The organism is Fictibacillus phosphorivorans (assembly GCF_001629705.1).
Taxonomy (GTDB): domain Bacteria; phylum Bacillota; class Bacilli; order Bacillales; family Fictibacillaceae; genus Fictibacillus; species Fictibacillus phosphorivorans_A.
In genome coordinates this window covers 1,640,300-1,666,199 of the sequence record NZ_CP015378.1, presented here as the reverse complement: position 1 = coordinate 1,666,199, position 25,900 = coordinate 1,640,300, and the positions used below count along the sequence as shown (strand labels likewise).

At 39.7% G+C, this 25,900-nt stretch carries 28 protein-coding genes; 2 read left to right on the top strand and 26 right to left on the bottom strand.

Annotated elements, in window-relative coordinates:
• Positions 1-17: 17 nt before the first annotated feature.
• From ABE65_RS08545 to smc, 14 genes are all read right to left on the bottom strand, one after another.
• Positions 18-293, bottom strand: a complete 276-nt coding sequence (locus ABE65_RS08545; protein ID WP_066393616.1) for an EscU/YscU/HrcU family type III secretion system export apparatus switch protein — start codon at positions 291-293, stop codon at positions 18-20.
• Positions 290-1,756 (bottom strand): hypothetical protein, encoded by a 1,467-nt coding sequence (locus tag ABE65_RS08540; protein ID WP_066393613.1) that lies wholly within the window; start codon positions 1,754-1,756, stop codon positions 290-292. Before ABE65_RS08540 ends, ABE65_RS08545 begins: the two co-directional genes overlap by 4 nt.
• Positions 1,749-2,534, bottom strand: a complete 786-nt coding sequence (locus ABE65_RS08535; protein WP_066393611.1) for a ribonuclease HII — start codon at positions 2,532-2,534, stop codon at positions 1,749-1,751. Before ABE65_RS08535 ends, ABE65_RS08540 begins: the two co-directional genes overlap by 8 nt.
• A 318-nt stretch (positions 2,535-2,852) precedes the next feature.
• Positions 2,853-3,716, bottom strand: coding sequence for a ribosome biogenesis GTPase YlqF (gene ylqF / locus ABE65_RS08530; RefSeq protein ID WP_066393609.1), 864 nt, complete (start codon positions 3,714-3,716; stop codon positions 2,853-2,855).
• Between the two features lie 12 nt (positions 3,717-3,728).
• On the bottom strand, positions 3,729-4,280 hold the full coding sequence (gene lepB / locus ABE65_RS08525; protein WP_066393607.1) for a signal peptidase I: 552 nt from the start codon (positions 4,278-4,280) through the stop codon (positions 3,729-3,731).
• An 85-nt stretch (positions 4,281-4,365) separates the two neighbouring features.
• Positions 4,366-4,707, bottom strand: coding sequence for a 50S ribosomal protein L19 (gene rplS, locus ABE65_RS08520; protein WP_066393605.1), 342 nt, complete (start codon positions 4,705-4,707; stop codon positions 4,366-4,368).
• A gap of 115 nt (positions 4,708-4,822) precedes the next feature.
• Positions 4,823-5,563 (bottom strand): tRNA (guanosine(37)-N1)-methyltransferase TrmD, encoded by a 741-nt coding sequence (gene trmD / locus ABE65_RS08515; RefSeq protein ID WP_066393602.1) that lies wholly within the window; start codon positions 5,561-5,563, stop codon positions 4,823-4,825.
• Complete coding sequence (rimM, locus tag ABE65_RS08510) at positions 5,563-6,078, bottom strand: ribosome maturation factor RimM (protein WP_066393600.1); 516 nt, start codon at positions 6,076-6,078, stop codon at positions 5,563-5,565. Before rimM ends, trmD begins: the two co-directional genes overlap by 1 nt.
• A gap of 397 nt (positions 6,079-6,475) precedes the next feature.
• Positions 6,476-6,703, bottom strand: coding sequence for a KH domain-containing protein (locus ABE65_RS08505; RefSeq protein WP_066393598.1), 228 nt, complete (start codon positions 6,701-6,703; stop codon positions 6,476-6,478).
• 21 nt (positions 6,704-6,724) lie between these two features.
• Positions 6,725-6,997: a 30S ribosomal protein S16 gene (gene rpsP, locus ABE65_RS08500; RefSeq protein ID WP_066393596.1), complete on the bottom strand. Its 273-nt coding sequence runs from the start codon at positions 6,995-6,997 to the stop codon at positions 6,725-6,727.
• Positions 6,998-7,079: 82 nt separating this feature from the next.
• Positions 7,080-8,426, bottom strand: a complete 1,347-nt coding sequence (gene ffh, locus ABE65_RS08495; protein ID WP_066393594.1) for a signal recognition particle protein — start codon at positions 8,424-8,426, stop codon at positions 7,080-7,082.
• A 15-nt stretch (positions 8,427-8,441) separates the two neighbouring features.
• The gene (locus ABE65_RS08490; RefSeq protein ID WP_066393591.1) at positions 8,442-8,765 is read right to left on the bottom strand and encodes a putative DNA-binding protein; all 324 of its coding nucleotides are present in this window, start codon (positions 8,763-8,765) and stop codon (positions 8,442-8,444) included.
• A gap of 477 nt (positions 8,766-9,242) precedes the next feature.
• The gene (ftsY, locus tag ABE65_RS08485) at positions 9,243-10,232 is read right to left on the bottom strand and encodes a signal recognition particle-docking protein FtsY (protein WP_066393590.1); all 990 of its coding nucleotides are present in this window, start codon (positions 10,230-10,232) and stop codon (positions 9,243-9,245) included.
• Between the two features lie 14 nt (positions 10,233-10,246).
• Positions 10,247-13,813: a chromosome segregation protein SMC gene (gene smc, locus ABE65_RS08480; protein WP_066393588.1), complete on the bottom strand. Its 3,567-nt coding sequence runs from the start codon at positions 13,811-13,813 to the stop codon at positions 10,247-10,249.
• A gap of 229 nt (positions 13,814-14,042) precedes the next feature.
• Between smc and ABE65_RS08475 the strand changes: the two genes are divergently transcribed.
• Positions 14,043-14,267, top strand: a complete 225-nt coding sequence (locus ABE65_RS08475) for a DUF1128 domain-containing protein (RefSeq protein ID WP_066393587.1) — start codon at positions 14,043-14,045, stop codon at positions 14,265-14,267.
• A 49-nt stretch (positions 14,268-14,316) separates the two neighbouring features.
• On the opposite strand, the gene rnc is transcribed toward ABE65_RS08475, so the two are convergent.
• From rnc to ABE65_RS08420, 11 genes are all read right to left on the bottom strand, one after another.
• A complete protein-coding gene (gene rnc / locus ABE65_RS08470; protein ID WP_066399950.1) occupies positions 14,317-15,027 on the bottom strand; it encodes a ribonuclease III in 711 nt (236 codons plus the stop codon).
• A 184-nt stretch (positions 15,028-15,211) separates the two neighbouring features.
• Complete coding sequence (acpP, locus tag ABE65_RS08465; RefSeq protein ID WP_066240701.1) at positions 15,212-15,445, bottom strand: acyl carrier protein; 234 nt, start codon at positions 15,443-15,445, stop codon at positions 15,212-15,214.
• Positions 15,446-15,528: 83 nt separating this feature from the next.
• Positions 15,529-16,269, bottom strand: a complete 741-nt coding sequence (gene fabG / locus ABE65_RS08460; RefSeq protein ID WP_066393582.1) for a 3-oxoacyl-[acyl-carrier-protein] reductase — start codon at positions 16,267-16,269, stop codon at positions 15,529-15,531.
• Entirely contained in the window at positions 16,262-17,212 is a 951-nt protein-coding gene (fabD, locus tag ABE65_RS08455) for an ACP S-malonyltransferase (RefSeq protein ID WP_066393579.1), read from the bottom strand. The genes fabG and fabD overlap by 8 nt, the downstream gene beginning before the upstream one ends.
• A 3-nt stretch (positions 17,213-17,215) precedes the next feature.
• The gene (gene plsX, locus ABE65_RS08450) at positions 17,216-18,214 is read right to left on the bottom strand and encodes a phosphate acyltransferase PlsX (protein ID WP_066393577.1); all 999 of its coding nucleotides are present in this window, start codon (positions 18,212-18,214) and stop codon (positions 17,216-17,218) included.
• A 6-nt stretch (positions 18,215-18,220) separates the two neighbouring features.
• Positions 18,221-18,793: a transcription factor FapR gene (gene fapR / locus ABE65_RS08445; RefSeq protein ID WP_066399946.1), complete on the bottom strand. Its 573-nt coding sequence runs from the start codon at positions 18,791-18,793 to the stop codon at positions 18,221-18,223.
• Between the two features lie 170 nt (positions 18,794-18,963).
• Positions 18,964-21,000 carry an ATP-dependent DNA helicase RecG gene (gene recG / locus ABE65_RS08440; protein WP_066393575.1) on the bottom strand — a complete coding sequence of 679 codons (2,037 nt, stop codon included), beginning with the start codon at positions 20,998-21,000 and terminating at the stop codon, positions 18,964-18,966.
• A gap of 2 nt (positions 21,001-21,002) precedes the next feature.
• A complete protein-coding gene (sdaAA, locus tag ABE65_RS08435; protein WP_066393573.1) occupies positions 21,003-21,890 on the bottom strand; it encodes an L-serine ammonia-lyase, iron-sulfur-dependent, subunit alpha in 888 nt (295 codons plus the stop codon).
• 12 nt (positions 21,891-21,902) lie between these two features.
• Positions 21,903-22,565: an L-serine ammonia-lyase, iron-sulfur-dependent subunit beta gene (gene sdaAB, locus ABE65_RS08430; RefSeq protein ID WP_066393571.1), complete on the bottom strand. Its 663-nt coding sequence runs from the start codon at positions 22,563-22,565 to the stop codon at positions 21,903-21,905.
• A 96-nt stretch (positions 22,566-22,661) separates the two neighbouring features.
• Positions 22,662-24,338 (bottom strand): DAK2 domain-containing protein, encoded by a 1,677-nt coding sequence (locus ABE65_RS08425; RefSeq protein ID WP_066393565.1) that lies wholly within the window; start codon positions 24,336-24,338, stop codon positions 22,662-22,664.
• 15 nt (positions 24,339-24,353) lie between these two features.
• Entirely contained in the window at positions 24,354-24,716 is a 363-nt protein-coding gene (locus ABE65_RS08420) for an Asp23/Gls24 family envelope stress response protein (protein ID WP_066240675.1), read from the bottom strand.
• Positions 24,717-24,950: 234 nt separating this feature from the next.
• On the opposite strand from ABE65_RS08420, the gene rpmB reads away from it, so the two are divergent.
• Complete coding sequence (gene rpmB, locus ABE65_RS08415; protein ID WP_066240673.1) at positions 24,951-25,139, top strand: 50S ribosomal protein L28; 189 nt, start codon at positions 24,951-24,953, stop codon at positions 25,137-25,139.
• 625 nt (positions 25,140-25,764) lie between these two features.
• Here rpmB and spoVM read toward each other — a convergent pair.
• Positions 25,765-25,845, bottom strand: a complete 81-nt coding sequence (spoVM, locus tag ABE65_RS08410) for a stage V sporulation protein SpoVM (protein WP_007202502.1) — start codon at positions 25,843-25,845, stop codon at positions 25,765-25,767.
• Positions 25,846-25,900: the final 55 nt, after the last annotated feature.

The window sequence follows — 25,900 nt, the reverse complement described above, 5'->3', positions numbered from 1 at the left end:
CCCAGTTTCAATGACATTTATGTAGTTTTTCCTGCTTCTTTATCCAGGCGATATATAAAAGCGAACAGTTCAGCCACCACTTCATACAATTCTTCCGGAATACTTTCCTCGATCTCTAACTTCGATAATAAATGGACTAAAGAGGGATCTTCCTGAATCGGAATGTTATGATCTTCTGCCGATCTTAGTATACGTTCTGCTGTTTCCCCTTTCCCCTTTGCAATCACAACCGGCGAGGTCGATTCGAGGGGATTGTACTTTAATGCTACAGCTTCTTTTTTACGATCACTCATACTCTTAGATCCAATCCTTTATATGAGATAGAAGTCTCTGTATTTTTAATCTTTTCGGTTTGAGAATTGAATGTAACGGAAGATAGCGTATAATTCATGTTCTTCATGCTGAATTTTAACGTATTCAACAACGGTTCTGATAATTTTTCGATGGATGATGGATGTGAGTGGAACACTTTTAATGAAACGATTCTGTTCTGAATCTGCACATCTACAGCTATATCTTTTAGATGCTTCATCTCTAACCAAAACAGCATCCGGCAATGATCTGGATCGAGCCCTTTCCCATCTTGCTTTTTGCTCTCCCAACGAACGGTCATCTCTTTCGGATTTTCTGATTGACTAAACGGTATATGAAGGACAAATTGCTGCAAGTTCTCGTTACTCTGTAAGTTTTGTAACTGCTGACCAGTTAGTTTATTCAAAGCTTGTTCTGTTTTTTGTTGGATGATCTCAGGCAGCTCTAGACGGTCAGCGTTCTGTTGCAGGAATAGTAGTTGTGATTTTAACGTTTCTGTTTGTTTAAGTTGCACAGGATCAAGAATAATGTTTTTTTCATGCAATAGACCCGATTTCACTAGCCATTTTTTTGCAGCTGTTATAAATTCTTGTGATGGGTTCAGATTTGTTTCTTTAGAAACCTTCAAAACATCATCTTTTAAGAATGCAGATGTGTTTTCTTTACCATCATTAATCTCCAACGGAACCTTAATCGGTTCTGGAGGTTTCCCATTAGATGGCATAAGAATTTCTGGTGTGTTTTTTAAATTCATATTTCGCATTCTATCCGGTGTTGGGGCTAGTTCCTTACTTGACTCGTTACCTTTAAATACAAAGAGGTCTTTTATTAGCTCTATTGTTTTGGAAACAGCTTTATCTTTATGAATAAAGGGTAGCAGAGACTCGTAGAGCTGTTTAAATTCATCACTTGAACCTGTACTCTTTTTCAGACTAAAAGTCACTGCTTGGACGATTTCTTGCTTTGGAGGCAGTTGAAGCTCCATCATTCTCTGAACAACTGCTTTTTTTTCATGAAGAGGCAACGTGTTCGTATATTTTAAAATCTCTGAAATGACTTTAATGTTCTCTTTTAATAGTGGCAACTTTTCTATGACAGCAAAATCAATGGCTTTTTTGTTTAAATCAGATGCTGGAAGGCTCCATCTCGATAAAATCTGTTCTGAAGTAGACTTAATTGGATCTAAGTCCATCTTTTTTAAATAGATCGCACCGTTCTTCTCAGACACTTCGAATAGATAGTTTTCTCCTTTGATTAAAGGCGCTTCTAATTTAGCATGAAGTGTTGAACCGTTATATTGAACCTTTGCTGTTTGATCAGGAAAAATTTCTAAAATCTTTGCAGATATGAACTGATTTAGCTTTATTAGTAAAGGTTCATCGGATAGTCTAGCCGGGATTAACGATTTACCATTAATTTGATTGAATTGTAACAGGTTAATCACTTCCTGTAAGTTTAATAAGTTCTCCTACTGGACTAAATGATCGACGATGAATGTCTGTTGGGCCGAACTTCTGAAGTGCGTGTAAATGTTCCTTCGTTCCATAGCCCATATTTGAATTCAGTCCATATTGAGGATATTTCTCATGTAGCTCCTGCATATATCGATCTCTTGTAACCTTTGCAACGATCGATGCAGCTGCGATAGAAATACTCTTCTCATCACCTTTTATTATTTTTAATTGATCAATCGCTAAAGGAACTTCCATAGCATCTATTAAAAGCTGATCAGGAGTAACATTAAGCGAGCACACTGCTTCTGTCATCGCTAACTTAGATGCTTGATATATGTTGATCGCGTCGATCTGATCTGGTTGCACTAAATGGACACTGTAAGAAATCGCATCCCTCAAAATGATCTCATAAAGGGCATCTCTTTTTTTCTCAGACAATTTTTTAGAATCATTAACCCCAGACAACATATACCCTAGAGGTAGAATAACCGCAGCAGCCACGACCGGACCAGCTAACGGTCCACGTCCGACTTCATCTACACCCGCGATCAAAGCTTTACCCTGTGCTTGACATTGCTCTTCGTAAGTATGCATTAATTTCAGTCTTGTTCGCTCAGCTTCCTCTCGCTCTAAGCGTTTAGAGAAGGTTTGGAATAATTTTTTTGCACCTACTCTTTCATCTTCAGAGAGGATGTTCAGTAGAGATACTAACTCAGTATCTTCACAAGCTTTTAATTTTTGTTCCCATTCTTTTATCGACAGTTTCATTTTCATCACGCTCTTTATGTATGTATTATCGGTTTATATATAAGTTCTTTTTAGAAGGATGTTTTTGAATAACTTTAAGTTTTCTGGAAGTAGTTGTTTTCCGTTTCAGGTGCTCGCTTTCCAGGGGACGTGCGGTGAGCCACCTCGGCGCTTTACGCCCTTAAGTGTCTCACCTGTCCCGCTGATCTCCTAGGAGTCTTAGACCCTTCACTCCAATCAACTTGTCAATGTTGCCTTTTTAATAGGATGTAAAAAAGCACTTAGAAAGCCTTTATAAAGTTAAAAACAGGCACTTTCATCAGCGCCTGTCGGTTTACACTATTTAATTTCAAAGTCAGTTGGGCGCTCATATGACAAGCGTCCAAGCTTTTCTGCTCGAATGTCTCGTAACACAATCTCAGCAGTCTTTTCAAGATCTACTTCTCCGCCACTCATCATACACCCACGTTTCTTTCCGATTTCTTCGAAAAGGGGCAATGAATCATCTGGAATCTCAGACAGCTTGTATCGTTCAACTAGACGCTCTTCGTAGTGCTCTTTTAAATATTTGATCGCATATAGGACGACTTCAGTAAAATCAAAGAGTGTTTCTTTAATCGCTCCTGTAACTGCCAATTTTAAACCAATTGACTGGTCTTCAAATTTTGGCCACAGAATCCCTGGAGTATCTAATAATTCTAATGTCTTACCTGCTTTAATCCATTGCTGCTTTTTCGTTACACCAGGCTTATCCCCAGTAACAGCAATATTTTTACCCGCCATACGGTTGATGATCGTAGACTTACCAACGTTAGGTATACCAACGATCAGAGCTCGAACGGCACGTGGTTTGACGATTCCCTTTGCTCTCATCTTATCGAACTTTTCTTTTACTAGCTCATGAGCAAGCGGTTCTATTTTTTTAATCCCTTTACCATCTTGCGAGTTTATAGCAAGTGAAGGGATTCCTTTTTCAGAAAAATAACTTTCCCACATCGATGTTACTTTTGGATCAGCCAGATCAGCTTTGTTCAAAAGCACAATACGAGGTTTCTGACCCAGAATTTCATCGATCATAGGATTTCTTGAGGCTAGTGGAATTCTAGCATCTACTAACTCAAATACGACATCGATCATCTTGAGTTTTTCAGTTATCTCCCGGCGCGCTTTGGCCATATGTCCAGGAAACCATTGAATGGTCATGTTATCTTCACCCTACTTTACAAATCCAATATCCTTTAACGGCCAGAAACGGAAAGATGCTTTACCCAAAATCGTATCGTCATCAACAGTTCCAATATTTCGGCTGTCTTGAGAATTTCTTCGGTTGTCACCTAATACAAATAGTTGACCTTGAGGAACCTTTTGCTTACCCGTTACTTCAAGCAACTTAAAATCATAAGTGAAGTTTCCGTCTTTTGTTTGCTTTTTATACGCTTCTAAATACTCTTCTTTTACCTGCTTACCATTTACATATAAAGTATCATCTTTATATTCGATCGTATCTCCAGGTAAACCGATTACTCTTTTTATGTAATCTTTTTCTTCGGTTGCATGGAAGACTACAATATCGAATCTTTTTGGATCGCCAATCACATATGAAAACTTGTTAACGATCAGTCGATCTCCATTGTGCAGAGTTGGCATCATTGATTGTCCATCGACCACTACAGGTGCGAAAAGAAAAAATCTGATGATTCCTGCTAATAATAAGGCTGCCGCTAATGCTTTAATCCATTCCCACGTTTCGTTTTTTGTACGTGCCATTCTTAATCCTCACCATCTCTTAGAAATTCCTTACTTATAATATGGAAAAAGGAGCTTGAATAAGTCAAGCTCCTTTCGAGAATTATTAGCGAATTTCTTTAATACGAGCTGCTTTACCGCGAAGTGCACGTAGGTAGTATAGCTTCGCACGACGAACTTTACCACGACGAACTACTTCAAGGTTCGCGATCTTCGGTGAATGTAATGGGAACGCACGCTCCACTCCAACACCATAAGAAATTTTACGAACAGTAAACGTTTCAGAAATTCCTGATCCACGCTTCTTGATAACTACACCTTCAAAAAGCTGGATACGCTCACGAGTACCCTCGATTACTTTCACGTGTACACGAACAGTGTCACCTGAACGGAATTTTGGTAAATCTTTTAATTGATCTTTCGCTAGATCTGCAATAAGCTGTTGCATAGTTTATTGCCTCCCTTCCCATGGATGTTCTTGCTAAAATGATAGAAGCAGCGGAACACCGGATTAAACGGGCATAAGCCACAAACAATATAATACCATACAACTCAAAGAGTGTTCAAGTTGTTTTATGATCTTTTATCTCATTTAGCCAAATTTCTTCTTCTTTTGTTAAAGTGATTTTTTCTAATAGATCAGGTCGACGTTCATACGTTCTTTTTAAAGACTCTTTTTTACGCCATATCTCAATATTCTTATGGTTGCCTGACATAAGAACATCAGGCACTTTCATACCTCGAAAATCAGCAGGTCTCGTATACTGGGGATGTTCTAACAAACCTGTGCTAAAAGAGTCCTCTTGGTGAGATGCTTCTTTACCAAGAACATTAGGAAGAAGTCTACCCACAGCGTCTATAACGACCATAGCACCCAGCTCCCCACCCGTCAGCACATAGTCACCGATTGAAATCTCATCTGTCACAAGGTGTTCCCTAACGCGTTCATCATAACCCTCATAATGACCGCACAAGAAAATAAGATGTTCTTCTTCAGCCAACTCTTCAGCCTTGCTTTGAGTAAACGTTTCTCCTTGCGGACATAGGAGGATGATCCTCGGCTTTACAGGCGCCTCTTTCGTTAAATGTTCAACGGCATCAAACAAAGGTTGCGGAGTGAGGACCATGCCTGCTCCTCCTCCGTATGGGTAATCATCTACATTCCGATGTTTGTTGGTTGAGAATTCGCGAAAATCGATCACTCGAAGTTCAAGAGCGTCTTTTTCCTGCGCCTTTTTTAGAATCGATTGACCAAAAACGCCTGAAAACATTTCTGGAAAAAGGCTTAAGACATCTATTTTCATCAGAATAATCCTTCTAATGGTTCAATAACAATCTTTGCTTCTTTCACATCCACTGATTTCACAACGGAAGGAATGTAAGGGATAAGAATATCGGAACCAAATCCTTTTCTCTTCACTACCCAAACATCGTTTGCTCCAGGAGACAATATTTCTTTTACTTTTCCTAGTTCTTCACCTTCAACTGTGAAAACCGAGCAACCAATAATATCATGATAGAAAAACTCTCCTTCATCCAACGGAACTGACTGTTCCTTTGGCACTCTGAGAAGATTTCCTTTAAACCGTTCAACATCATTGATGTTAGGTAGGTTTTCAAAAGTTAATAGATCAAATTGCTTATGCTTTCTATGCGTTTCAATCTTTACAGGTATATGTTCTGATCCCATATCTACATATAAAGTGTTTCCAATCTTGTAGCGTTCCTCAGGAAAGTCAGTTCTTGAGATCACTCTGACTTCTCCTCTAATTCCGTGTGTATTCACAATCTTACCTACGTTCAGCCATTCATTTTCCATATTAATATACTACCTCCGTACAAATTAATCAGTTACTTATAATCTAAATTTTAGCATAAAACTCGATATGTATACTTTATAACAGGCCATTTCCGCAAACTTTGTTGCCCTTGAAAGTAGTTGATTTCCGTTCCAGGTGCTCGCTTTCCGCGGGGCAGGCGGTGAGCCACATTCGTACGTTTCACTCTTAAGTGTCTCACCTGCCCGCCTGTCCCGCAGGAGTCTCGCACCTTGCACTCCAATCACCTATTCAAAGAAGACAATAAAAAAGATTTAAAAGCAACAGTCCTTTAGAAAATAGCCTTTTAATAAATCGTTACGAAACTTTGTTGAACATAATTTCTTGAATATCAAAAGTTATATAAAGAAAAAAGGAAGAGGTTTCCCTCATCCTTTTTTAGACGATTTCGATTGAAATCCTTTTATTCTGATTCGTACCAGCTGCATTCACAACCGTACGAATCGCTTTAGCCACTCTTCCTTGTTTACCGATAACTTTTCCCATATCTGTCTGGTTAACAGTTAGTTGATAAACAAGTCGGTGTCCTTCTTGAACCTCTTTGACGCTAACTTCATCTGGGTGATCAACTAGAGCTTTCACAATTGATTCGATCAACTCTGTCATATCTGTTCCCCTTCGTCAAAATTATTTTTGGTTTTTCGCGTTATGGAATTTCTCCATAAGACCAGCTTTTGAGAATAGGTTACGAACTGTGTCAGATGGTTTCGCACCGTTAGTCATCCACTCAAGAGCTTTTTCTTCGTTGATTTTAACTTCAGCTGGGTTAGCAACTGGGTTATAAGTTCCGATCTCTTCGATGAAACGTCCATCACGAGGAGAACGAGAATCTGCTACTACTACACGATAAAAAGGAGCTTTCTTAGCACCCATACGCTTTAAACGAATTTTTACTGCCATTATAACTTGCACCTCCGAAAATAGTTCACACAAAATAATATAATAGTATAAATTGACAGGTTTGTAAACCTGAAAATTCAGTTTACATAAAAGGGAATTTAAATCCACCTTTTTTCTTTTTGCCATTCATCATTCCAGACATTTGTTTCATCATTTTCTTCATGTCCTCGAATTGTTTGATGAGGCGATTTACTTCTTGTACCGTTCTTCCGCTTCCTTTAGCGATGCGGCGTTTACGGCTGGCATTGATAATCTCAGGCTGTTCTCTTTCATGAAGAGTCATCGAACGGATGATGGCTTCAACGTGTCCGATCTGTTTTTCATCGATCTGTACGTTCTTCAGGCCCTTCATCTTGTTCGCACCAGGAAGCATGCCAAGTATTTCATCAAGCGGTCCAAGATTTCTCACTTGTCCCATCTGATCAAGAAAATCATCGAACGTGAATGACATATCACGCATTTTCTTTTGAAGATCACGCGCTTTCTCTTCATCTACTGAGGTTTGTGCCTTTTCGATAAGAGTAAGCATGTCACCCATTCCTAAGATCCTAGAAGCCATACGATCAGGATGGAAAGGCTCTAAAGCATCCATCTTTTCACCTAGACCCACAAATTTAATAGGAAGGCCTGTAACAGCTTTAATCGATAGTGCAGCACCACCACGTGTATCACCATCAAGTTTTGTTAATACAACACCTGTGATTCCTAACGCTTCATTAAAGCTTTCTGCTACATTCACAGCATCTTGACCAGTCATCGCATCTACAACTAAGAAAATCTCATCAGGTTTTGAAATCTCTTTAACCTGCTTCAACTCATCCATCAGCGTTTCATCAATATGTAAACGCCCAGCTGTATCGATAATGACATAATCATGATGATCTTCTTTTGCTTTTGCGATGGCTGACTCAGCAATTTTGACAGGACTAACTTGATCACCCATCTGAAACACAGGAATGTCTAACTGCTTTCCTACAGTTTCTAATTGCTTGATCGCAGCAGGACGGTAGATGTCAGCTGCAGCCAGTAACGGTTTGCGATTTTGCTTTTTGCGCAAATGATTTGCAAGCTTACCTGTTGTTGTTGTTTTACCAGCACCTTGTAGACCTACCATCATAATTACGGTTGGCGGTCGGTTGGAAACGGCAATCTTGCTTTGTTCCCCACCCATTAAGGTTGTCAGTTCATCGTTAACAACTTTTACTACTTGCTGTCCTGGTGTCAGACTCTTTAATACTTCCTGACCAACAGCACGTTCAGATACTTTTTTCACAAAATCTTTAACTACTTTAAAGTTAACGTCCGCCTCAAGAAGCGCAAGGCGTACTTCCCTCATCATTTCCTTTACATCCGCTTCGTTTACTTTCCCTTTTCCACGAATTTTTTGTAAAGTGTTCTGAAGACGGTCGGCTAAACCTTCAAATGCCATCTCACTGAACGCCTCCTATTCCATATTTTCAAGGCGATCGATAATTGCAATTACGTTATCAGGTTCAGAATTCAGAAGCTCTCTTAAAGATGACAGCAACTGGTCACGTTCCTGAAACTTTGCAAAAAGCCCTAACTTTTCTTCATATTCTTCCAGCATCGCCTCTGTCCGTTTAATATTATCATAAACGGCCTGGCGGCTGACATTATATTGTTCAGCAATTTCACCGAGAGAATAATCGTCCAAATAGTACAAACCCATATAATTCTTCTGTTTAGGGGTCAATAATGCTTGGTAAAAATCGAATAGATAATTAATTCTCATTGTTTTATCTAGCATTTTTCCACAACCCTTGTTAAGTGAAATGCCTTTACGTGAATACTATACAACCCATGGTTTTAGATGTCAAGTTTTTTTCTTAACACATTAGTTGTTAAGTTGCTGCTTGGAAATAAGAAAGACATATCCTACCTATTGTTGGTTTGTAAGTAGTTGTACTTCGTCCTCACGAATACAGTGAATCAGTGAACCAGTGATGAGTGACTCTTCTGTTATCCGTAGGAAACAATCAGAGGTGATACCTCATAGGGTATTTAGTCACATTTATAAGGATTAATCCAAATAAACGAGGCATGAATCCAAAAATTTTGGTTATTTATCCTCGAGTTTTTGACTCGAATCCAAAAATATTGATTGTTTATCCGCGAGTTTACAATCCTCGACAATTCTCGATATTCAGATACCCCCTGCTAAAACAAAAAACCATCCAGCTCCCAAGTAAAGTGAGCTAAATGGCGTTAATAAAAGAACACAGATTTACTCTGCACCTTCTTCTTCTGTTCCTGCAAACAGACCATATACGAACTGATCAGCATCAAACTCCTGCAGATCATCAATTTTCTCACCGAGTCCTACAAATTTCACTGGAATATCTAGTTCATGACGGATTGCTAAAACGATTCCGCCTTTTGCCGTTCCATCGAGCTTTGTTAGAACTAAACCTGTTACATCTGTTGATTGTCCGAATGTTTTTGCCTGATTCATAGCGTTCTGCCCTGTTGTAGCATCTACAACAAGAAGAACTTCATGAGGAGCACCTGGAATCTCACGTTCAATGACACGTTTCACTTTTGAAAGCTCGTTCATCAGATTCACTTTATTCTGAAGTCTTCCAGCTGTATCACAAAGTAATACATCCGCTTTGCGAGACTTAGCAGCTTGGATGCTGTCATAAATAACAGCTGCTGGGTCCGCTCCTTCATGATGCTTGATCACATCAACATCAGCACGTTCTCCCCACACCTCAAGCTGATCGATCGCGCCTGCACGGAAAGTATCTCCAGCAGCCAAGATTACTTTCTTTCCATCATTCTTTAACTGATGTGCGAGTTTTCCAATCGTTGTTGTTTTTCCTACACCGTTCACACCTACGAACAGAATAACCGTCATTCCATCGGTCTGTAGGTTTAGCTTATTATCGCTTTCTTCTTTTTGAAGCATTTCAGCTAACTTCTCAGTGATGGCGGATCGAAGCTCCATTGGATTTTGAATGTTCTTCGTACGAGCAACATCTTTTAGTTGATCAATAATATCAAGAACGGTATGGACCCCAACATCTGCTCCGATCAAGATCTCTTCTAGCTCTTCAAAGAATTCTTCATCTACTTTTCTAAATCGCTTTAGAAGGTCGTTCACTTTAAATGAAAAAGAGTTCCTCGTTTTTTCAAGTCCACTCTTAAACTTTTCTGATGATTCCTCTGATTGCTGTGTTGAGAATTTTTCTTTTAATCGTTTTAAAAAACTCACTATCCATTTCCTCCCTATGATGTTACAAGTTCTTTTGTTTCTTCAAGCCTCACAGAAACAAGCTTCGACACACCAGATTCCTGCATGGTCACCCCATAAAGGACATCTGCTTCTTCCATCGTTCCTTTACGATGTGTTACTACAATAAATTGAGTTTCTTTGCTGAATGCTCGTAAAAATTTTGCGAATCGGTTTACGTTCGCATCATCAAGTGCCGCTTCAACTTCATCTAGTATACAGAACGGAACAGGTCTAACCTTCAAGATTGCAAATAATAAAGCTATAGCAGTTAAAGCTCGTTCTCCACCAGATAATAGACCAAGTTGTTGCAGCTTCTTGCCTGGTGGCTGCGCCATAATATCTACACCAGTTAAAAGCATATCATCAGGCTGCGTTAAAACGAGATCTGCTCGACCACCACCAAATAACTCTTTAAAAATAACACCGAAGTGTGAGCGAATGGCAGTAAACGTTTCTTCAAATCGATTCTTCATCTCTTCATCCATCTCAGAAATTACGCCATAAAGAGTATCCTTCGCTTCTGTTAAGTCGTTTCTTTGTTCAGTAAGAAAATCAAAGCGTTGGCTTACTCTGTCGTATTCTTCGATCGCTCCAATGTTTACAGCCCCGAGCTCTTCGATCGCCATTTTAATCAGCTTTACTTTTCGTTTTGCATCTTGAAGCGGTATCTCTAACCGATGCTTCAATCTCGCGCCTTCGTATGATAGTTCATATTCTTCTCTAAGGTGTGTAAGCCTTGATTCTAGTTCAACATCGAGGCGATTAATACTAACCTCTTCTGTTCGGAGGCCATCATGAAGTTGCTTATATTGTCTTTTAGCCTCTTTTAGACCGATCTCCATACTTTCAATAGAATGGAAAGAATCTGTTCTTTCTTTTCTTCGTTCTGCAATTAATTTCAATGCATTATTTTTTTCATGCCTTCTCTGTTGAATCTGTTCATCAAGAGAATCTTCACCAGAAGAGCTCGAGTTCATCTCTTCTTCAAGAAGCCAGTAATCTTCTTCTGTTTCTTTGCTCTTAGCTTCCACTTCATAAAAATCTTCTTGAATTCTTAAGCATTTTTCTCGCTGATTGGCGACCTGCTGTTCGAGTTCGGCAGACTTGATCTTCAATAGTGTTAGTGCTTCTCTAAGTTCTTCTTTTGAACTCTGATTGTTCTTCTTTTTCTCAGTAAGGTCAGCTATCGTTTTTTCAAGCTCTTTACCCGATTTCATAGCTAGATCGAGTTTTTTCTGTAGAGCTGTGAGACGTGTATCTGAGGCAGAACGCTCTGATTCATAAGAATTCTTTTCGCGATCATACAGCTGAAGTCTATCGTTTAAGCTCTTTTCTTCTATTTCAACTTCTCTTAAAGAAGATCTCAACTCTTGTTCTTGTTCTCTTAAGAGCTCTCCTTCTGTTTGAAGAGATTCGAGTCTTTCTTTCTTCTCTGTTAGTTTTGATCGTAATTCACTAACTTTTTCCTCTAGTTGAAGTGTTTGCTTCTCCATTGTTGCTACTTTGTCTGTAAGAGAATCAATCTCTCTTTGTCTACTCAATAGAGAATTACTTTTTTGTTTTAGACTTCCTCCAGACATCGATCCTCCTGGAGACACGACATCTCCTTCAAGAGTAACGATTCGGTAACGGTAGTTCACTTGCTTTGCAATCTTGTTTGCACCCGCTAAATCTTTGGCGACGATAATATTTCCTAAAAGATTGCCTACAATGTTTTGATACTTAGCATCAAATGTAACAAGGGTTGCAGCAACACCAACAAAAGCATCTATAGAGCTTGCTTGGTGAGCATCTGAACTAGAGATCTGACGTGGCTTGATTACATTCAATGGCAAAAAGGTTGCTCTTCCTGCTCTCGTTTGTTTTAAAAATTGAATAGCTTTCATAGCGTTCTGTTCATGATCTACAACAATATGCTGCATAGAAGCACCTAAAGCTGTTTCGATTGCCGTTTCCACCTCAGAAGGTACCGATAAAAGCTCCGCTACCGCTCCTTCAATTCCAGAGAGTTTTGTTTCTTTCGCTTTTAAAACCTCTTTTACGCCTTGCATGAAACCTGCGTATTCGTCTTGCATGGATTCTAGCATCTCTTTTTTAGATTTGAACTGCTGAATAAACTGATACGCTTGATACAATTTATCTTGAAGTGTTCTCGTTTCCTGATCCTCGATCGAGATCTCTGATTTTAAAGCTTGATATTCTTCTTGCTTTGTTTTTAATTGAGTTTCTGCTGCTTGATAGGCAGCTTCAGCATTCTTTCTTGTTTCTTTTAATGCTTCTCTTTGTTCCAAGTATTTTGTGTTCTCTTCATCTAAACGAGTACTTTTGGAGCTCTGCTGTCTAGCTTGATCCTCTAAGTAACGCATCTCGTTCTTAATCGTTGTTTGTTCGTTCAAGCGTTCAAAATAATCACTTTTTAACTTTTCAAGTTCTGCTTCAACATCCATCTCAAGAACCGACAATCGACCTTCTTCGTCTTTCACTTGCTTTTTGATGCTTTTTAATTGCTTTTCTTTATCCTGCAACGCATCTTTTTCAACAGATAGCTGATTTCCCAACTCTACTTTTTTTGCCTTGTATAGCTGAATTTGTTCTAATAAGGATGTTTTATTTTGATCGTAATTCTTTTTACGCTCTTTTAAGACTTCTTTCTTACCTTCGAGTTTTTCCAAAGTTTCGCTGGCTAGAAGAAGAGCACTTTGGAGTTCGTCGATCGATTCATCCATCGCTTGCATATCAAGCCTTGCTCTCTCGATCTTAGTCTCACCTTGTTTCACTTTTACCGATAGGACCGTTTCTTGCTTCTGTAGTTCTGCAACCAGTTCTTTTTGTTTTTCCCATCGAGCATGCAAGTCTTCGATCTCTTGAACAAGAACAGCTGTTTCAACGATCTCGAGCTCTTCTTTTTTCTCAAGGTAATCTTTTGCGATGGAAGCTTGTATTTTTAAAGGCTCGACTTGTCCTTCTAATTCATGAAGAATGTCTTCAACACGATTCAGGTTTTCTTGCGTTTCAGTAAGCTTTATTTCTGCTTTTTGCTTACGGGTCTTATACTTTAATACACCAGCAGCTTCTTCAAAGATCTTTCTACGTTCATCAGATTTGCTGCTTAATATCTCCTCTACCCGACCTTGTCCGATAATAGAGAAAGCTTCTCGTCCAAGTCCTGAATCCATAAACAACTCTACAATATCTTTTAAGCGACACTGTTGCTTATTGATCAAGTATTCACTGTCTCCTGAACGATAGACTCTTCGCGTGATTGATATTTCATTATATTCCAGCGGTAGATGCTGATCTTCGTTATCTAGAGTAAGGGTAACTTCTGCCACATTTAATGGTTTTCGGTTATCACTACCTGCGAAGATGATATCTTCCATCTTGGAGCCTCTCAAAGATTTTGCTGACTGTTCACCTAAAACCCAGCGTACGGCATCTGAGATATTACTTTTCCCACTTCCGTTCGGGCCAACAACCGCTGTGACCCCTTGTACAAATTCAACTTGTATCCGCTCTGCAAATGATTTAAATCCTGCTACATCAATTCGTTTGAGGAACATCATTAAATCCCCCTTTACTTCTCACATTTTGCTTTCCCGTTTTTAGAATGTTCGGGCGCTCTATTTGAATTTCATATGTATTTTATTCTTTAACCTTTATATTTTATCATAGATTCACTCATACATAGTCACAAAGATTACAGTGTGCTAAAATGAAATGTGTTTGAACTTAAAATATGTTTGCAAGTAAAATCTCACATAAAGATATGTGGATAAAAAGGAGCCCACCATGGACTTGACGACTCAAAATCATGAAAACTTATCATTTATGATCGAAGGATTAAAAAAGAAACTTCAGCTTGTTAACAGCGGACTTATTCAACCCGAAGACTATGAACTCACAAAGTACGACGACATTAAAGAGCTTTACGATATGGTCATGAAGATGCCATCATTCAGCATTCGGGACATGGAAGGCATCGTTGAAGAACTTGCATCTCTTAAAACAAAGTAACAGAAACCCCCTCACACGGCTAATCGCCTAATGTTAAGGGGGTTTTTGTTTAGCTCTTTTTAGAAACTCTCTCTATCGCTTCTTGTGCCGCATGTTGTTCAGCTTCTTTCTTGGATCTGCCATACCCAATTCCGAAACTCGCTTCATTCAGTCTTACCTCTGACACAAACTCTCGATTGTGTGCTGGTCCTTTTTCTTGAATGATTCGATAATCGATATGACCTAATCCTTCACGCTGTACATATTCTTGTAACTGACTTTTAAAATCCATCACATGAGAAAAAGCACCTTCGTTTATTCGTGGTACCACATACTGATTTAGAAACTCTTTTACTTTTTCGAGTCCTTGATCGAGATATAGCGCTCCAATAAATGCTTCAAATACATCTGCTAAAAGGGCTGGTCTTGATCTTCCTCCAGTATTCTCTTCACCTTTTCCCAATAAAACAAACTCACCAAAATGTAGATCGTTAGCAAAGAGAACTAACGACGGCTCACATACGATTGCTGCTCTAAGCTTCGTAAGCTCACCTTCACTCATATTTGCAAACTTGCTGTATAAATATTGAGATATGGTCAATTCAAGAACGGCATCACCTAGAAATTCAAGTCTTTCATTATCCTCAAACGTTCTTCCACGATGCTCATTCACATATGATGAATGCGTAAATGCTTGAGCTAACAATTTTTCATTTTCAAACTTAATGTTTAAACGCTCTTGTATCGGGGCTACTTTTTGAATGCGCACCTTGTCATCCATGCCCTTTTTGGAAGCTGATTTAAACCGATTTTTCACCGTTTTCTTTTGAGTTGAATGTTGTTTTGAACCTTTCATAAACTTCCTCCAAAAATCTCGTAAAAGGGCTATTTTTGCTATTACTATTTTACCGTTAAAAAGGGAAGAAAGCCCCGCTGTTTTGCACGGGACTTTATCCGTCTTACACTTATTGTTTGCTGTTTATGTAATTTACAACGTCACCAACAGTTGCAATTTTCTCAGCATCTTCGTCAGAAATTTCTAGTTCGAACTCATCTTCAAGTTCCATTACTAGTTCAACTACATCAAGAGAGTCAGCACCAAGATCTTCTTTAAAGGAAGCTTCAGGCTTAACCTCAGATGCATCAACACCTAAACGGTCCACAACAATCTTTGAAACTCTATCTAAAACATCTGCCATTTTGTGTGTCACCTCCTTTCAATAGTATATTCTTTTTCCCATTAAAAAACTAGAGGGATTTGTAGTCATTGAAGGTTCTTTTCTTACATCACCATTCCGCCGTCAACATGAAGTGTTTGGCCCGTAATATAAGAACTTGCATCACTCGCTAAGAATGCTGCCGCTGATGCGATATCATCAGGCTGCCCAAAACGAGCAAGCGGAATGCTTCTAAGCATCTCCGATTTGATGCCTTCTTCTAATTTACCAGTCATATCTGTCTCGATAAATCCTGGAGCGATGGCATTAACCGTGATTCCTCTTGAGGAGAGTTCTTTTGCAGCTGTTTTCGTTAAGCCGATCACACCTGCTTTTGCAGCTACATAGTTTGCTTGTCCTGCGTTTCCAGACACACCAACAATAGATGCAATATTAATAATGCGGCCTTTTCTTTGTTTCATCATCTGTCTAGTTACAGCTTTTGTAGTCAAGAAAACGCCTTTAAGATTCGTATTGATAACCGCATCCCAGTCTTCTTCTTTCATTCTCATCAAAAGGTTATCTCTCGTAATTCCTGCGTTATTTACAAGAACGTCCAGACTACCAAATTCATCAACAACTGTTTTAACCATGTTTGTAACATCTTCTGATGAAGAGATATCTGCCTTAATGGCAAAAGCAGTGCCACCGTTTTCTTTTATCTCATTTACGACTTCATTCGCCTTGGCTTCGCTTCCAGAATAATTCACAGCAACTTTAGCACCATTTTTTGCAAAATACAAAGCGATCGCTCGTCCAATTCCCCGAGATGCACCTGTTACTAAAACTGATTTATCATTAAGCATCCACTGACTCTCCTTTTAGTTTCTCAACTGCCATGTTAATCGTCTCTAAATCACTTACGGCCATTACGTTCGCTCTTCGATTCACCTTTTTAACTAACCCTGAGAGAACTTTTCCTGGTCCGATCTCAACAAACGTATCAACACCTAATTCCATTAATTCACGAACTGTTTCTTCCCACCGTACAGGCGAGTAAAGCTGTTCGATCAACTTTCCTTTAATTTCATCACGATCGGTAATAGCTTTCGCCGTTACGTTAGCAATTACAGGTGTTTCCGCTTCGTTTATTACAATTTGATTTAAAATTCCGTTGAATTTCTCTGCAGCAGGTTTCATAAGAGAAGAATGAAACGGTCCGCTCACCTGAAGTGGGATGACTTTCGCGCCTTCTTCTTTAGCAAGGGCGCTAGCTTTCTCAACTCCACCAACAGTTCCAGAAATTACAATCTGTCCTGGGCAATTAAGGTTAGCGATCTGAACGCTCTCTTCACCTTTAGTAGCTTCCTTCGTAATCGTTTCTAATCGTTCTTGATCAAACCCGATCACAGCTGCCATCGTTCCTACACCTGCAGGAACAGCTTCTTCCATTAGCAAGCCTCTATTTCTAACCGCGTAAACTGCATCTTCAAATGTTAGGCTGCCAGCTGCAACAAGTGCAGAGTATTCGCCAAGGCTATGACCCGCTACATAATCAGCTTCAATTCCACGCTGCTTCAACAGTTCAAGAATAGCAGTTGAGACCGTTAATAATGCTGGCTGTGTATTTTCTGTTCGTTTGAGTAAGTCATCCGGTCCTTCAAAGATAATTTCTGAAAGTTTCATAGACAGTTTTTCATCAGCTTTGTCAAAAATAGCTTTTGCTGAAGCTTCCTTTTGAACCAGCTCTTTACCCATTCCTACTGTTTGTGAGCCTTGTCCTGGAAAAAGAAAAGCGATTTTCCCCATTTCTTACTCCTCCTTGTTATCTTGGGATTGTACATGATTTTGAATCGTAGGTACTACGTTTTTTTCTATCATACTTCTGGTTTGTCTGATTGCGTTCAACATCGCATTCGCATTTGAAGAACCATGCGCTTTGATCACAGGTGCAGCTAATCCGAACAAACCAGCTCCACCGTACTCTGTATAATCCAATTTATCTTTAATGCCTCTTAATTTAGGCTTTAAGACACCAGCTGCAAGTTTAGAAGTTAAACTTGATGTTAGCTGCTCTTTAATCATAGAAAACATCCCCATAGCAGTACCTTCAATGGATTTAAGTACTAAATTCCCAGCAAATCCATCACATACCACTACGTCGGCTGCTCCCATCAAAAGATCTCTCGCTTCCACATTACCAACAAAATTTATATCCGCTTCTTGTAAGAGAGGAAAAGCAGCTTTCGTTAAAGCATTTCCTTTTTCACTTTCCGTTCCTACGTTTAACAAGCCTACACGCGGTTTTTCGACACCTCGCACTTCTTTCCAATACACAGATCCCATTAATGCATATTGTAAGAGATGCTCTGGCTTCGCATCCATATTGGCACCTACGTCTAAGAACAAGAAACCATCACCGTTTAAAGTCGGAAGTGTTGGAGCAAGTGCAGGACGATCAATGCCTTTTATCCGTCCGACATAGAACAATCCACTTGCCATCAATGCACCTGTATTACCAGCAGAGATATACGCATCCGCTTTACCTGATTTTACTTCATTTGCTGCTACTACCATTGAAGCATTCTTTTTCCTGCGAACCGCTCGAACGGGTTCTTCTGATGTTTCGATTACTTCATCAGTGTGGATGATTGTAAACGTGTGCTTTTCGGGTAAAAATTTCCCGATTTGATCTTGATCTCCAACTAATGTAATCGAAAGCTCTGGATATTGCTCTTTAGCTAGAATTGCACCTTTAACGATTTCTTCTGGTGCATTGTCGCCACCCATTGCATCTATTGCGATATTCATGCTGATTTAACTTCCTTCCTTTGTATCTTGTGCAGATCTATACATGGTAAATTCACCTTTAAAAACAGGCTCATTCTCTACATAACTGTTAACTTCTACAATAGTTCGCTCTTGAGTTGTCTCTATTACTTTCGCTTTTGCAACCACTCTCTCTCCTACTCGAACAGGACGAGAAAACCGGATGTTCGCTTTTGCGGTTAATGCCAACTCATCATTTATTATCGCTACAGCCAGCGAGTTTGCCTGAGCAAAAACATGATGGCCCCTTGCGATTTTATTACGAGAAAATACATGTTCTTCTTTTATATCTAATATTGAAATAGCGGATTCGTCTAACTGCAAGTCAATGATTTCTCCGATGACCTCTTCAAGTGGCAGTGCCTTTACATCATCCAGCTTTGTTTCAGCAACAGACTTTATTCTTTCTCTAAGCTCTGGAATTGAAAGTTCCAAACGGTCAAGCCTGATCGTCTGAACGCTGACACTGAACTTCTCTGCCAATTCTTCATCTGTTATAAAAGGGGTTAATTTTATCGTTTCCCTTAACAGCTCTTGTCTCTCTTTTTTTGATTTTTTCATAGTTTCTTCCTTCTTCCATACAAAGGTCTCATATATGAGAAAGATAGTGAGTAAAGATGCAGTGCGTAGAAAAGCAGGTAACGCCATTACAGCGTACCTGCTATTTATCTTTCTGCTATTAAGAGCTGGTACTAATAGTAGTATATAGTATCAACACTCTTCTTTCAAGATTAATCTAGTCTTTCTTTGTCGAGCACACCTTGCCTTGTTAACACTTCTCGAATGGACCGATAGTTCTCATCTCGCCAAAACTCTTCTGATTGTACGAGTCTGGCTGCATCATTTCTTGCAGTTTCTAGAATTCGATAATCATGCACAAGGTCTGCAACTTTAAAGTTCGGAACGCCACTTTGCTTATTCCCAAAAAAATCACCTGGGCCACGCAGCTCAAGATCTTTTTCTGAAAGCTCAAAGCCGTTCGTTGTCTCCGTCATGATTCTCATCCGCTCTTGCCCTTCTTCAGACTTCGGATCCGCGATAAGTACACAATAGGATTGTTCGCTTCCACGACCAACTCGTCCTCTTAACTGATGCAGTTGCGAAAGCCCGAATCTTTCTGCGTCATATATGACCATGATGGTAGCGTTCGGAACATTTACTCCTACCTCTACAACCGTCGTAGAGACCAGGATTTGACACTCATTAGCGGCAAATTTTCTCATCACTTCATCTTTTTCAGTGGAATGCAACCTTCCGTGCATCAGACCTACTTGATACGTTTGAAAGTAAGCACTTAGCTGAGCATGTACATCAATCGCGTTCTGCACATCTATTTTTTCTGATTCCTCGATTAACGGACAGATCACATAAGCCTGTCTTCCCGATTCAATTTCTTTTTTAATAAATTCAAGGACACGATTTAGCATACCGTGTTTCGCCCAATTCGTGATGATCGGCTTTCTTCCTGCTGGCATCACATCAATCGTTGAAACATCCATATCACCGAAAGCTGAAATCGCAAGGGTTCGCGGGATAGGAGTCGCCGTCATAAAGAGAACATCCGGGCTTTCCCCTTTTTCCCTAAGCACTCTTCTTTGGTTAACTCCAAAACGATGCTGTTCATCTGTAATCACTAGACCAAGATGATTAAAGTTCACTTCTTCTTGAATAAGGGCGTGTGTACCTACCATGATCTGGATCTCGCCTTGCTGTAAATGATTCAACGTTTCTCTTCTCATTTTCCCTTTAACCGAAGAAGTTAAAAGGGCTACTGTAATTCCAAACGGAGCAAAAAGCTCTTTTAACGATTGAAAATGCTGTTCAGCGAGAATTTCTGTCGGTACCATCAGAGCACCTTGTCTGTTTGCCGTAACAGCTGCAAATAACGCTACAGCTGCCACTACCGTTTTACCAGAGCCAACATCACCTTGAAGCAACCTGTTCATCCGACTTGTATCAGAGAGATCTCTTAATATCTCATCTACCACTCTCTGTTGCGCGTCGGTTAACTGAAACGGTAAAGAACGTATGAACGTTTCTACTTGGTCTTGATCAAACTTCAAAGCCGCTCCTTTAGACTGTTGTCTGTTCCATTTTCTAAAAATCTGCATCTTTAATTGAAAATACAACAACTCTTCATAGGCAAGCCTTCTTCTTCCAGCTTTTAACGCCTTAAAATCTTCAGGGAAATGCATCATCTTAAGAGCTGATTCTCGATCTGGAAGTCGATAAGATTCACGGATCTCTAGTGGAAGTGGATCCTCGATCTCACCAGAAAACTGCCGAAAAGCTGAATCTATTATCTTACGCATCGTTTTTCCATAGAGTGAACCTTTTACTGAATAGACAGGTTCTATCTTATGATCATCACTGAATGTTCCAAAATGAACATCACTGACGGTTATCGTCATTTTATTTCTGTCCCATTTACCTGTTACCGTAAGCGTCTGCCCTAGAGCAATCTGATTCTTTAAAAAAGGTCTGTTGAAAATTGTAGCTGTGATCAAATATTTACCGATCAACATCCTAAATGTTAAACGTGATTTTTTCTTCGGAAAATAACGCAGAGAAGGTTCAGAATGAACCTTCCCTTCAATCGTTGCTTTTTCATCATGTGCAATCTCTGCAAGGTCTTTCTTTTGGTAATCTTCATACCGATAAGGTAGATATTCTAAAAGATCTTCTACAGAATGGATACCCATGCTAGAGAGCTCTTCAGCTTTCTTCTCTCCAATACCATTTAACGTTGTTATGGATTGATTCAGCATCGTTATTTCTCGTTTAGCGGGATGCCGAAAATTTTTGCTTCAAGCTCTCTTCCTGTTGGTGTTGCCGCTAAGCCTCCAAGGGCTGTTTCACGGAGAGCAGATGGCATCGAGAGACCGATCTTGTACATAGCATCGATTACTTCGTCACACGGAATACGGCTTACGATTCCAGCCAGTGCCATATCGGCCGCAACGATTGCATTGCTTGCACCCATAGCGTTTCGTTTCACACAAGGAACTTCTACTAAGCCTGCAACAGGATCACAAACAAGTCCTAGCATGTTCTTTAAAGCAATCGCCATCGCTTCTGCTGATTGCGAAGGAGACCCTCCTGCAAGTTCGACGATCGCGGCTGCTGCCATACCAGTAGCAGAACCTACCTCAGCTTGGCATCCACCTGCTGCTCCAGAAATTGAAGCGTTGTTAGCCACTACAAAACCGAATGCACCTGCAGCAAACAAATACTCAATCATCTGTTCTCGGGTAGGATTTAACTTTTCTTTTAAGGCAAACAGAGTACCAGGAACGACTCCTGCAGAACCAGCAGTAGGCGTAGCACAAATCGTACCCATTGCCGCGTTCACTTCATTCGTTGCCATCGCTTTACTTACTGCATCAAGCATCAGCTCACCTGATAGTGACTTACCAGATTTAATATACGTTTGAAGAAGCTTTCCATCCCCGCCCGTTAGACCTGAATGAGATTTCACATCTTCAGTAATTCCGCGCATGACGGCTTCTTCCATCACTCTTAAATTTCGATCCATGAAACCTAGAACTTCTTCTCTGGAACGACCTGTAACATCCATTTCTTGCTGTATCATAATCTCTGAGATCTTACATTTTTTTGACTCAGCTAATTCTATTAATTCAGCTACATTACGAAACATACTTCTCACCTCTTAATCGTGTATCTTTACTACTTGTTGAACAATCGGGAGAGAATTTAGTTCGTTTATGATGATCTCATCTGCATTCTGATCGATCTCAATAACCATCAATGCTTCTTTCCCTTTTTCTTTTCTTGATACTTCCATATGACCAATATTGATCTCATGCTTAGCTAATATGTTTGCCACTCCTGCTATCGCTCCATATTTATCATTGTGAACGATTAAAAGAGCTGGATGATTTCCGGATAATCGCAGTTCAAACCCATTAAGTTCGGTAATCTCGATCTTCCCACCACCGATCGAAATTCCGACCACTTCGATTCTGTCTGTTTCATCTCCAATAATCACTCGAGCTGTGTTAGGGTGGTCTGTAATCGCATCCTCAGCAGTCATCTTAACGTCGATCCCTTCTTGCTTCGCGATTGTAAGCGCATCCACAATTCGAGTATCAAACGTGTCATAATCTAAGATTCCACCGACGATTGCAACATCCGTCCCGTGACCACGATATGTTTTAGCAAAAGAGCCATAAAACGATATGGTTGCAAATTTAGGTTTTCTGCCGAAAAGGCTTCTGGCTACTCGACCGATACGGGCAGCGCCAGCTGTATGTGAACTAGAAGGTCCAATCATAATGGGACCGATAATATCAAATACACTTTTATATTTCATGACGTTCTCCTTCAAGTTGCGTTTTTTCCCATAAAAATAAGTATTCCCTCTTAACTTTATCACACTTTAAGTTTAAGAGAGAATACTTTTCATTTTTTACTCTACGGATAAGATGAAAGAATAGATCGGTTGCTTACCATTATGAATTTCAGCTTCCGCATCGGGATACTTTTCTTCAATAAATTCAGCAAGCTCTTGTGCTTCTTCTTCAGAGCTATCTTCACCATAGATGATCGTAACAATCTCTGAATCTTCATCAAGCATGTTTGAAAGAAGTTCTTTCGTAACTTCTTGTTTGTCCGCCTTGGAAGTTAGAATCTTTCCTTCTGATATTCCCATAAAATCACCTTTTGCAATTTCAACACCATCGATCGATGTATCACGAACTGCATAAGTAACTTGGCCTGACTTAACAGAAGTAATCGCTTCGTTCATCTTCTTTTCATTCTCAGCTATATCAGCTGAAGGATTGAAAGCTAATATAGAAGCTATACCTTGTGGCACTGTTTTTGTGCGGATGATGACAACCTCTTCATCAACAACACTTGCAGCTTGTTCAGATGCCATGATGATATTGCTGTTGTTCGGAAGGATGAACACTTTCTCTGCGTTAACTTCAGCAATTGCTTTTACGATATCTTCAGTACTTGGGTTCATCGTTTGTCCACCTTGGATCACTGATGCTCCCATTGATGAAAACATCTCTTCGATTCCTTCACCCATCGCTACCGTAACGATACCATATTCCTTTTTCTTTTCAGAAGCCGGTTGTGAGTACGAAGGGATTACTTCATGCTCACTCTCTAAAATCGCTGAATGTTGCTCACGCATGTTTTCGATCTTAATGTTGATCAAGCTACCATAACGATGTGCTAGTGTTAGCATGTTACCAGGTTGTTCCGTATGGATGTGAACCTTTACCACGTCTTCATCAGCAACAACTAGCAATGAATCACCATGTTGACTTAATTCATTACGGAAGTTGATCTCATCGAATGGGTTATTTTTGATCTTTTTATCTTCGAACCTTACCATGAACTCTGTGCAATATCCAAAATGGATATCTTCGGTTTTCATGTGCATCTGAGCTTTATGATGCTCAGCGTTGACCAGTTCACCCATGGAAGGTGCATTTACTGAAACTTTTGGCAGTTCTTTGCCTTCTAGTACAGCTAAGAATCCTTCATACACAGTGACTAACCCTTGTCCACCAGAATCAACTACACCTACTTCTTTCAAAACAGGAAGTAGATCTGGTGTACGGTTTAAGGAAGCTTTCGATTCTTTAACAAGCTCTTTCATAATGTATAGAATATCGTCTGATTTTTTAGCTTCTTTAACTGCCTTTCTTGCAGCATCTTTAGCTACCGTTAAGATCGTACCTTCAACTGGTTTCATAACAGCTTTGTAGGCCGTTTCAACACCTTTATCAAATGCATTGGCAAATTCTGCAGCGTTAATCGTCTCTTTACCTTCGATTGATTTAGAGAATCCTCTAAACAATTGTGAAAGGATAACACCAGAGTTTCCGCGCGCTCCCATCAGTAAGCCTTTTGCAAAAGCACTGGCAACAGCACCGATTTGATTAGAAGTGTTTTTTTCTACTTCTTTTGCACCAGAAGTAATCGTTAGATTCATGTTCGTTCCTGTATCACCATCTGGTACAGGGAAAACATTAAGTGCGTCGACCATTGCTGCATTTCTTGTTAAGTTTGAAGCACCCTCGAGTACCATTTTTGAAAACTTTTTTCCATCTAATACTTTTAAAGACACAAAACTTCCTCCTAACTAAGGGGTTGTCACCCTGACACCCTGAACGTAGATATTGACTGAGTCAACCGCCAAACCAAGCATTTGATCCAGGGTATATTTCACTTTGTTCTGAACGTTATGAGCCACTTCAGAAATCTTTGTTCCATAACTAACGATGATGTACATATCAATATGCACTTCATCTTCTTCTTGTCGAACAACGATCCCTCGGGAGAAATTTTCACGTCCTAAAAGCTCAGTTATTCCATCCTTTAATTGCTTTCTTGATGCCATGCCAACAATTCCGTAACAATCGATTGCGGCTCCACCGGCGATAGTTGCAATTACTTCATTAGAAATATCAATTTGACCATAGGTTGTTTTCATTTCAATGGACATGCTTACATCCCCCTTTAATTTGTTAAATGGCTAACAAATATTTTACTATATATCAGCCTATTTTGAAAGGACTACTACATTTCACACTATGTAAATAGTATTGTCAAGGAAATTTACTTGAAAACCTTTTACGAATATGTTGCATTGCTTCTGAAGTCATGCTAATATTATTTAGTATTTAACATACGATTGAATTGATGCAAAGCTTTTTTGCTGTAAAGGAGGTTCACCTACATGGCTCGTAAATGTTTTATTACTGGAAAAGGACCTAAAACTGGTAACAAGCGTTCTCACGCAATGAACAAATCAAAGAAAAGCTGGGGAGCTAACGTCCAAAAGGTTCGTATTCTTGTGGACGGAAAGCCTAAACGCGTATACGTATCTGCTCGTGCCCTTAAATCTGGCAAAGTTGAACGTGTATAAATAAAAACAGCAGCAGCCGCTGCTGTTTTTTTCTTTGTCCAAAAAGCATAACCAAAATAGATTGGAGTGGACAGTATTTTTAAAAAAGTCGACAGTAAAAAGCTGAAAGCGGACAGTATTTTCTTTAAACTGGACAGTAAATCATCCAATCTTAAAATTATATTCTTTTAAAAGACTCTTTCTAAATGATTGTTGCTTTTTTGGTATTTTCTTTTTCTCATCTTAGGCAAGTTGATTGGAGCGTAAGGTTGCCCGCCTGCAACATGAGGTGCTTCTCGCAAGGCATGCGACGAGGAATTCACTTCGTTAGCATAAACTTGTAGACGCAGGAGCAGAGAGACAACCTTGAAGCGGTCAGGTGGAGACTCCTAATGGCGCAAAGCGGCAGTCCGAAAAGTGGAAGTGGCTCGTTCAGCCCCGACAAGCAAAAGGTAAATGGGCGAGGACGGCGCACTTTGCCTTCTTGACCGTTTAACTTTTGACCTCGAGGGGCTAGTCACTGCAACTAGACAGGAGGCTCACCGTTCGCCCCATAGAAAGCGAGCAACCTGGAGCGGAAATCAACCACTTACATAGAACCACTACAAAACAAACAAAAAAAGCGCACAAGCGCTTTTTTTGTTTGTTATCCTTTTTTGAAAGAACCTAAGACGGCACGTACGAAGCCTCCCAAGAATTTAGGAAGTTTAATGGTATAAAATTTCATCTTACCCCTCCTCCAGGCCCATAAAAAATGATAAGAGCTAAACATAAATACTTTA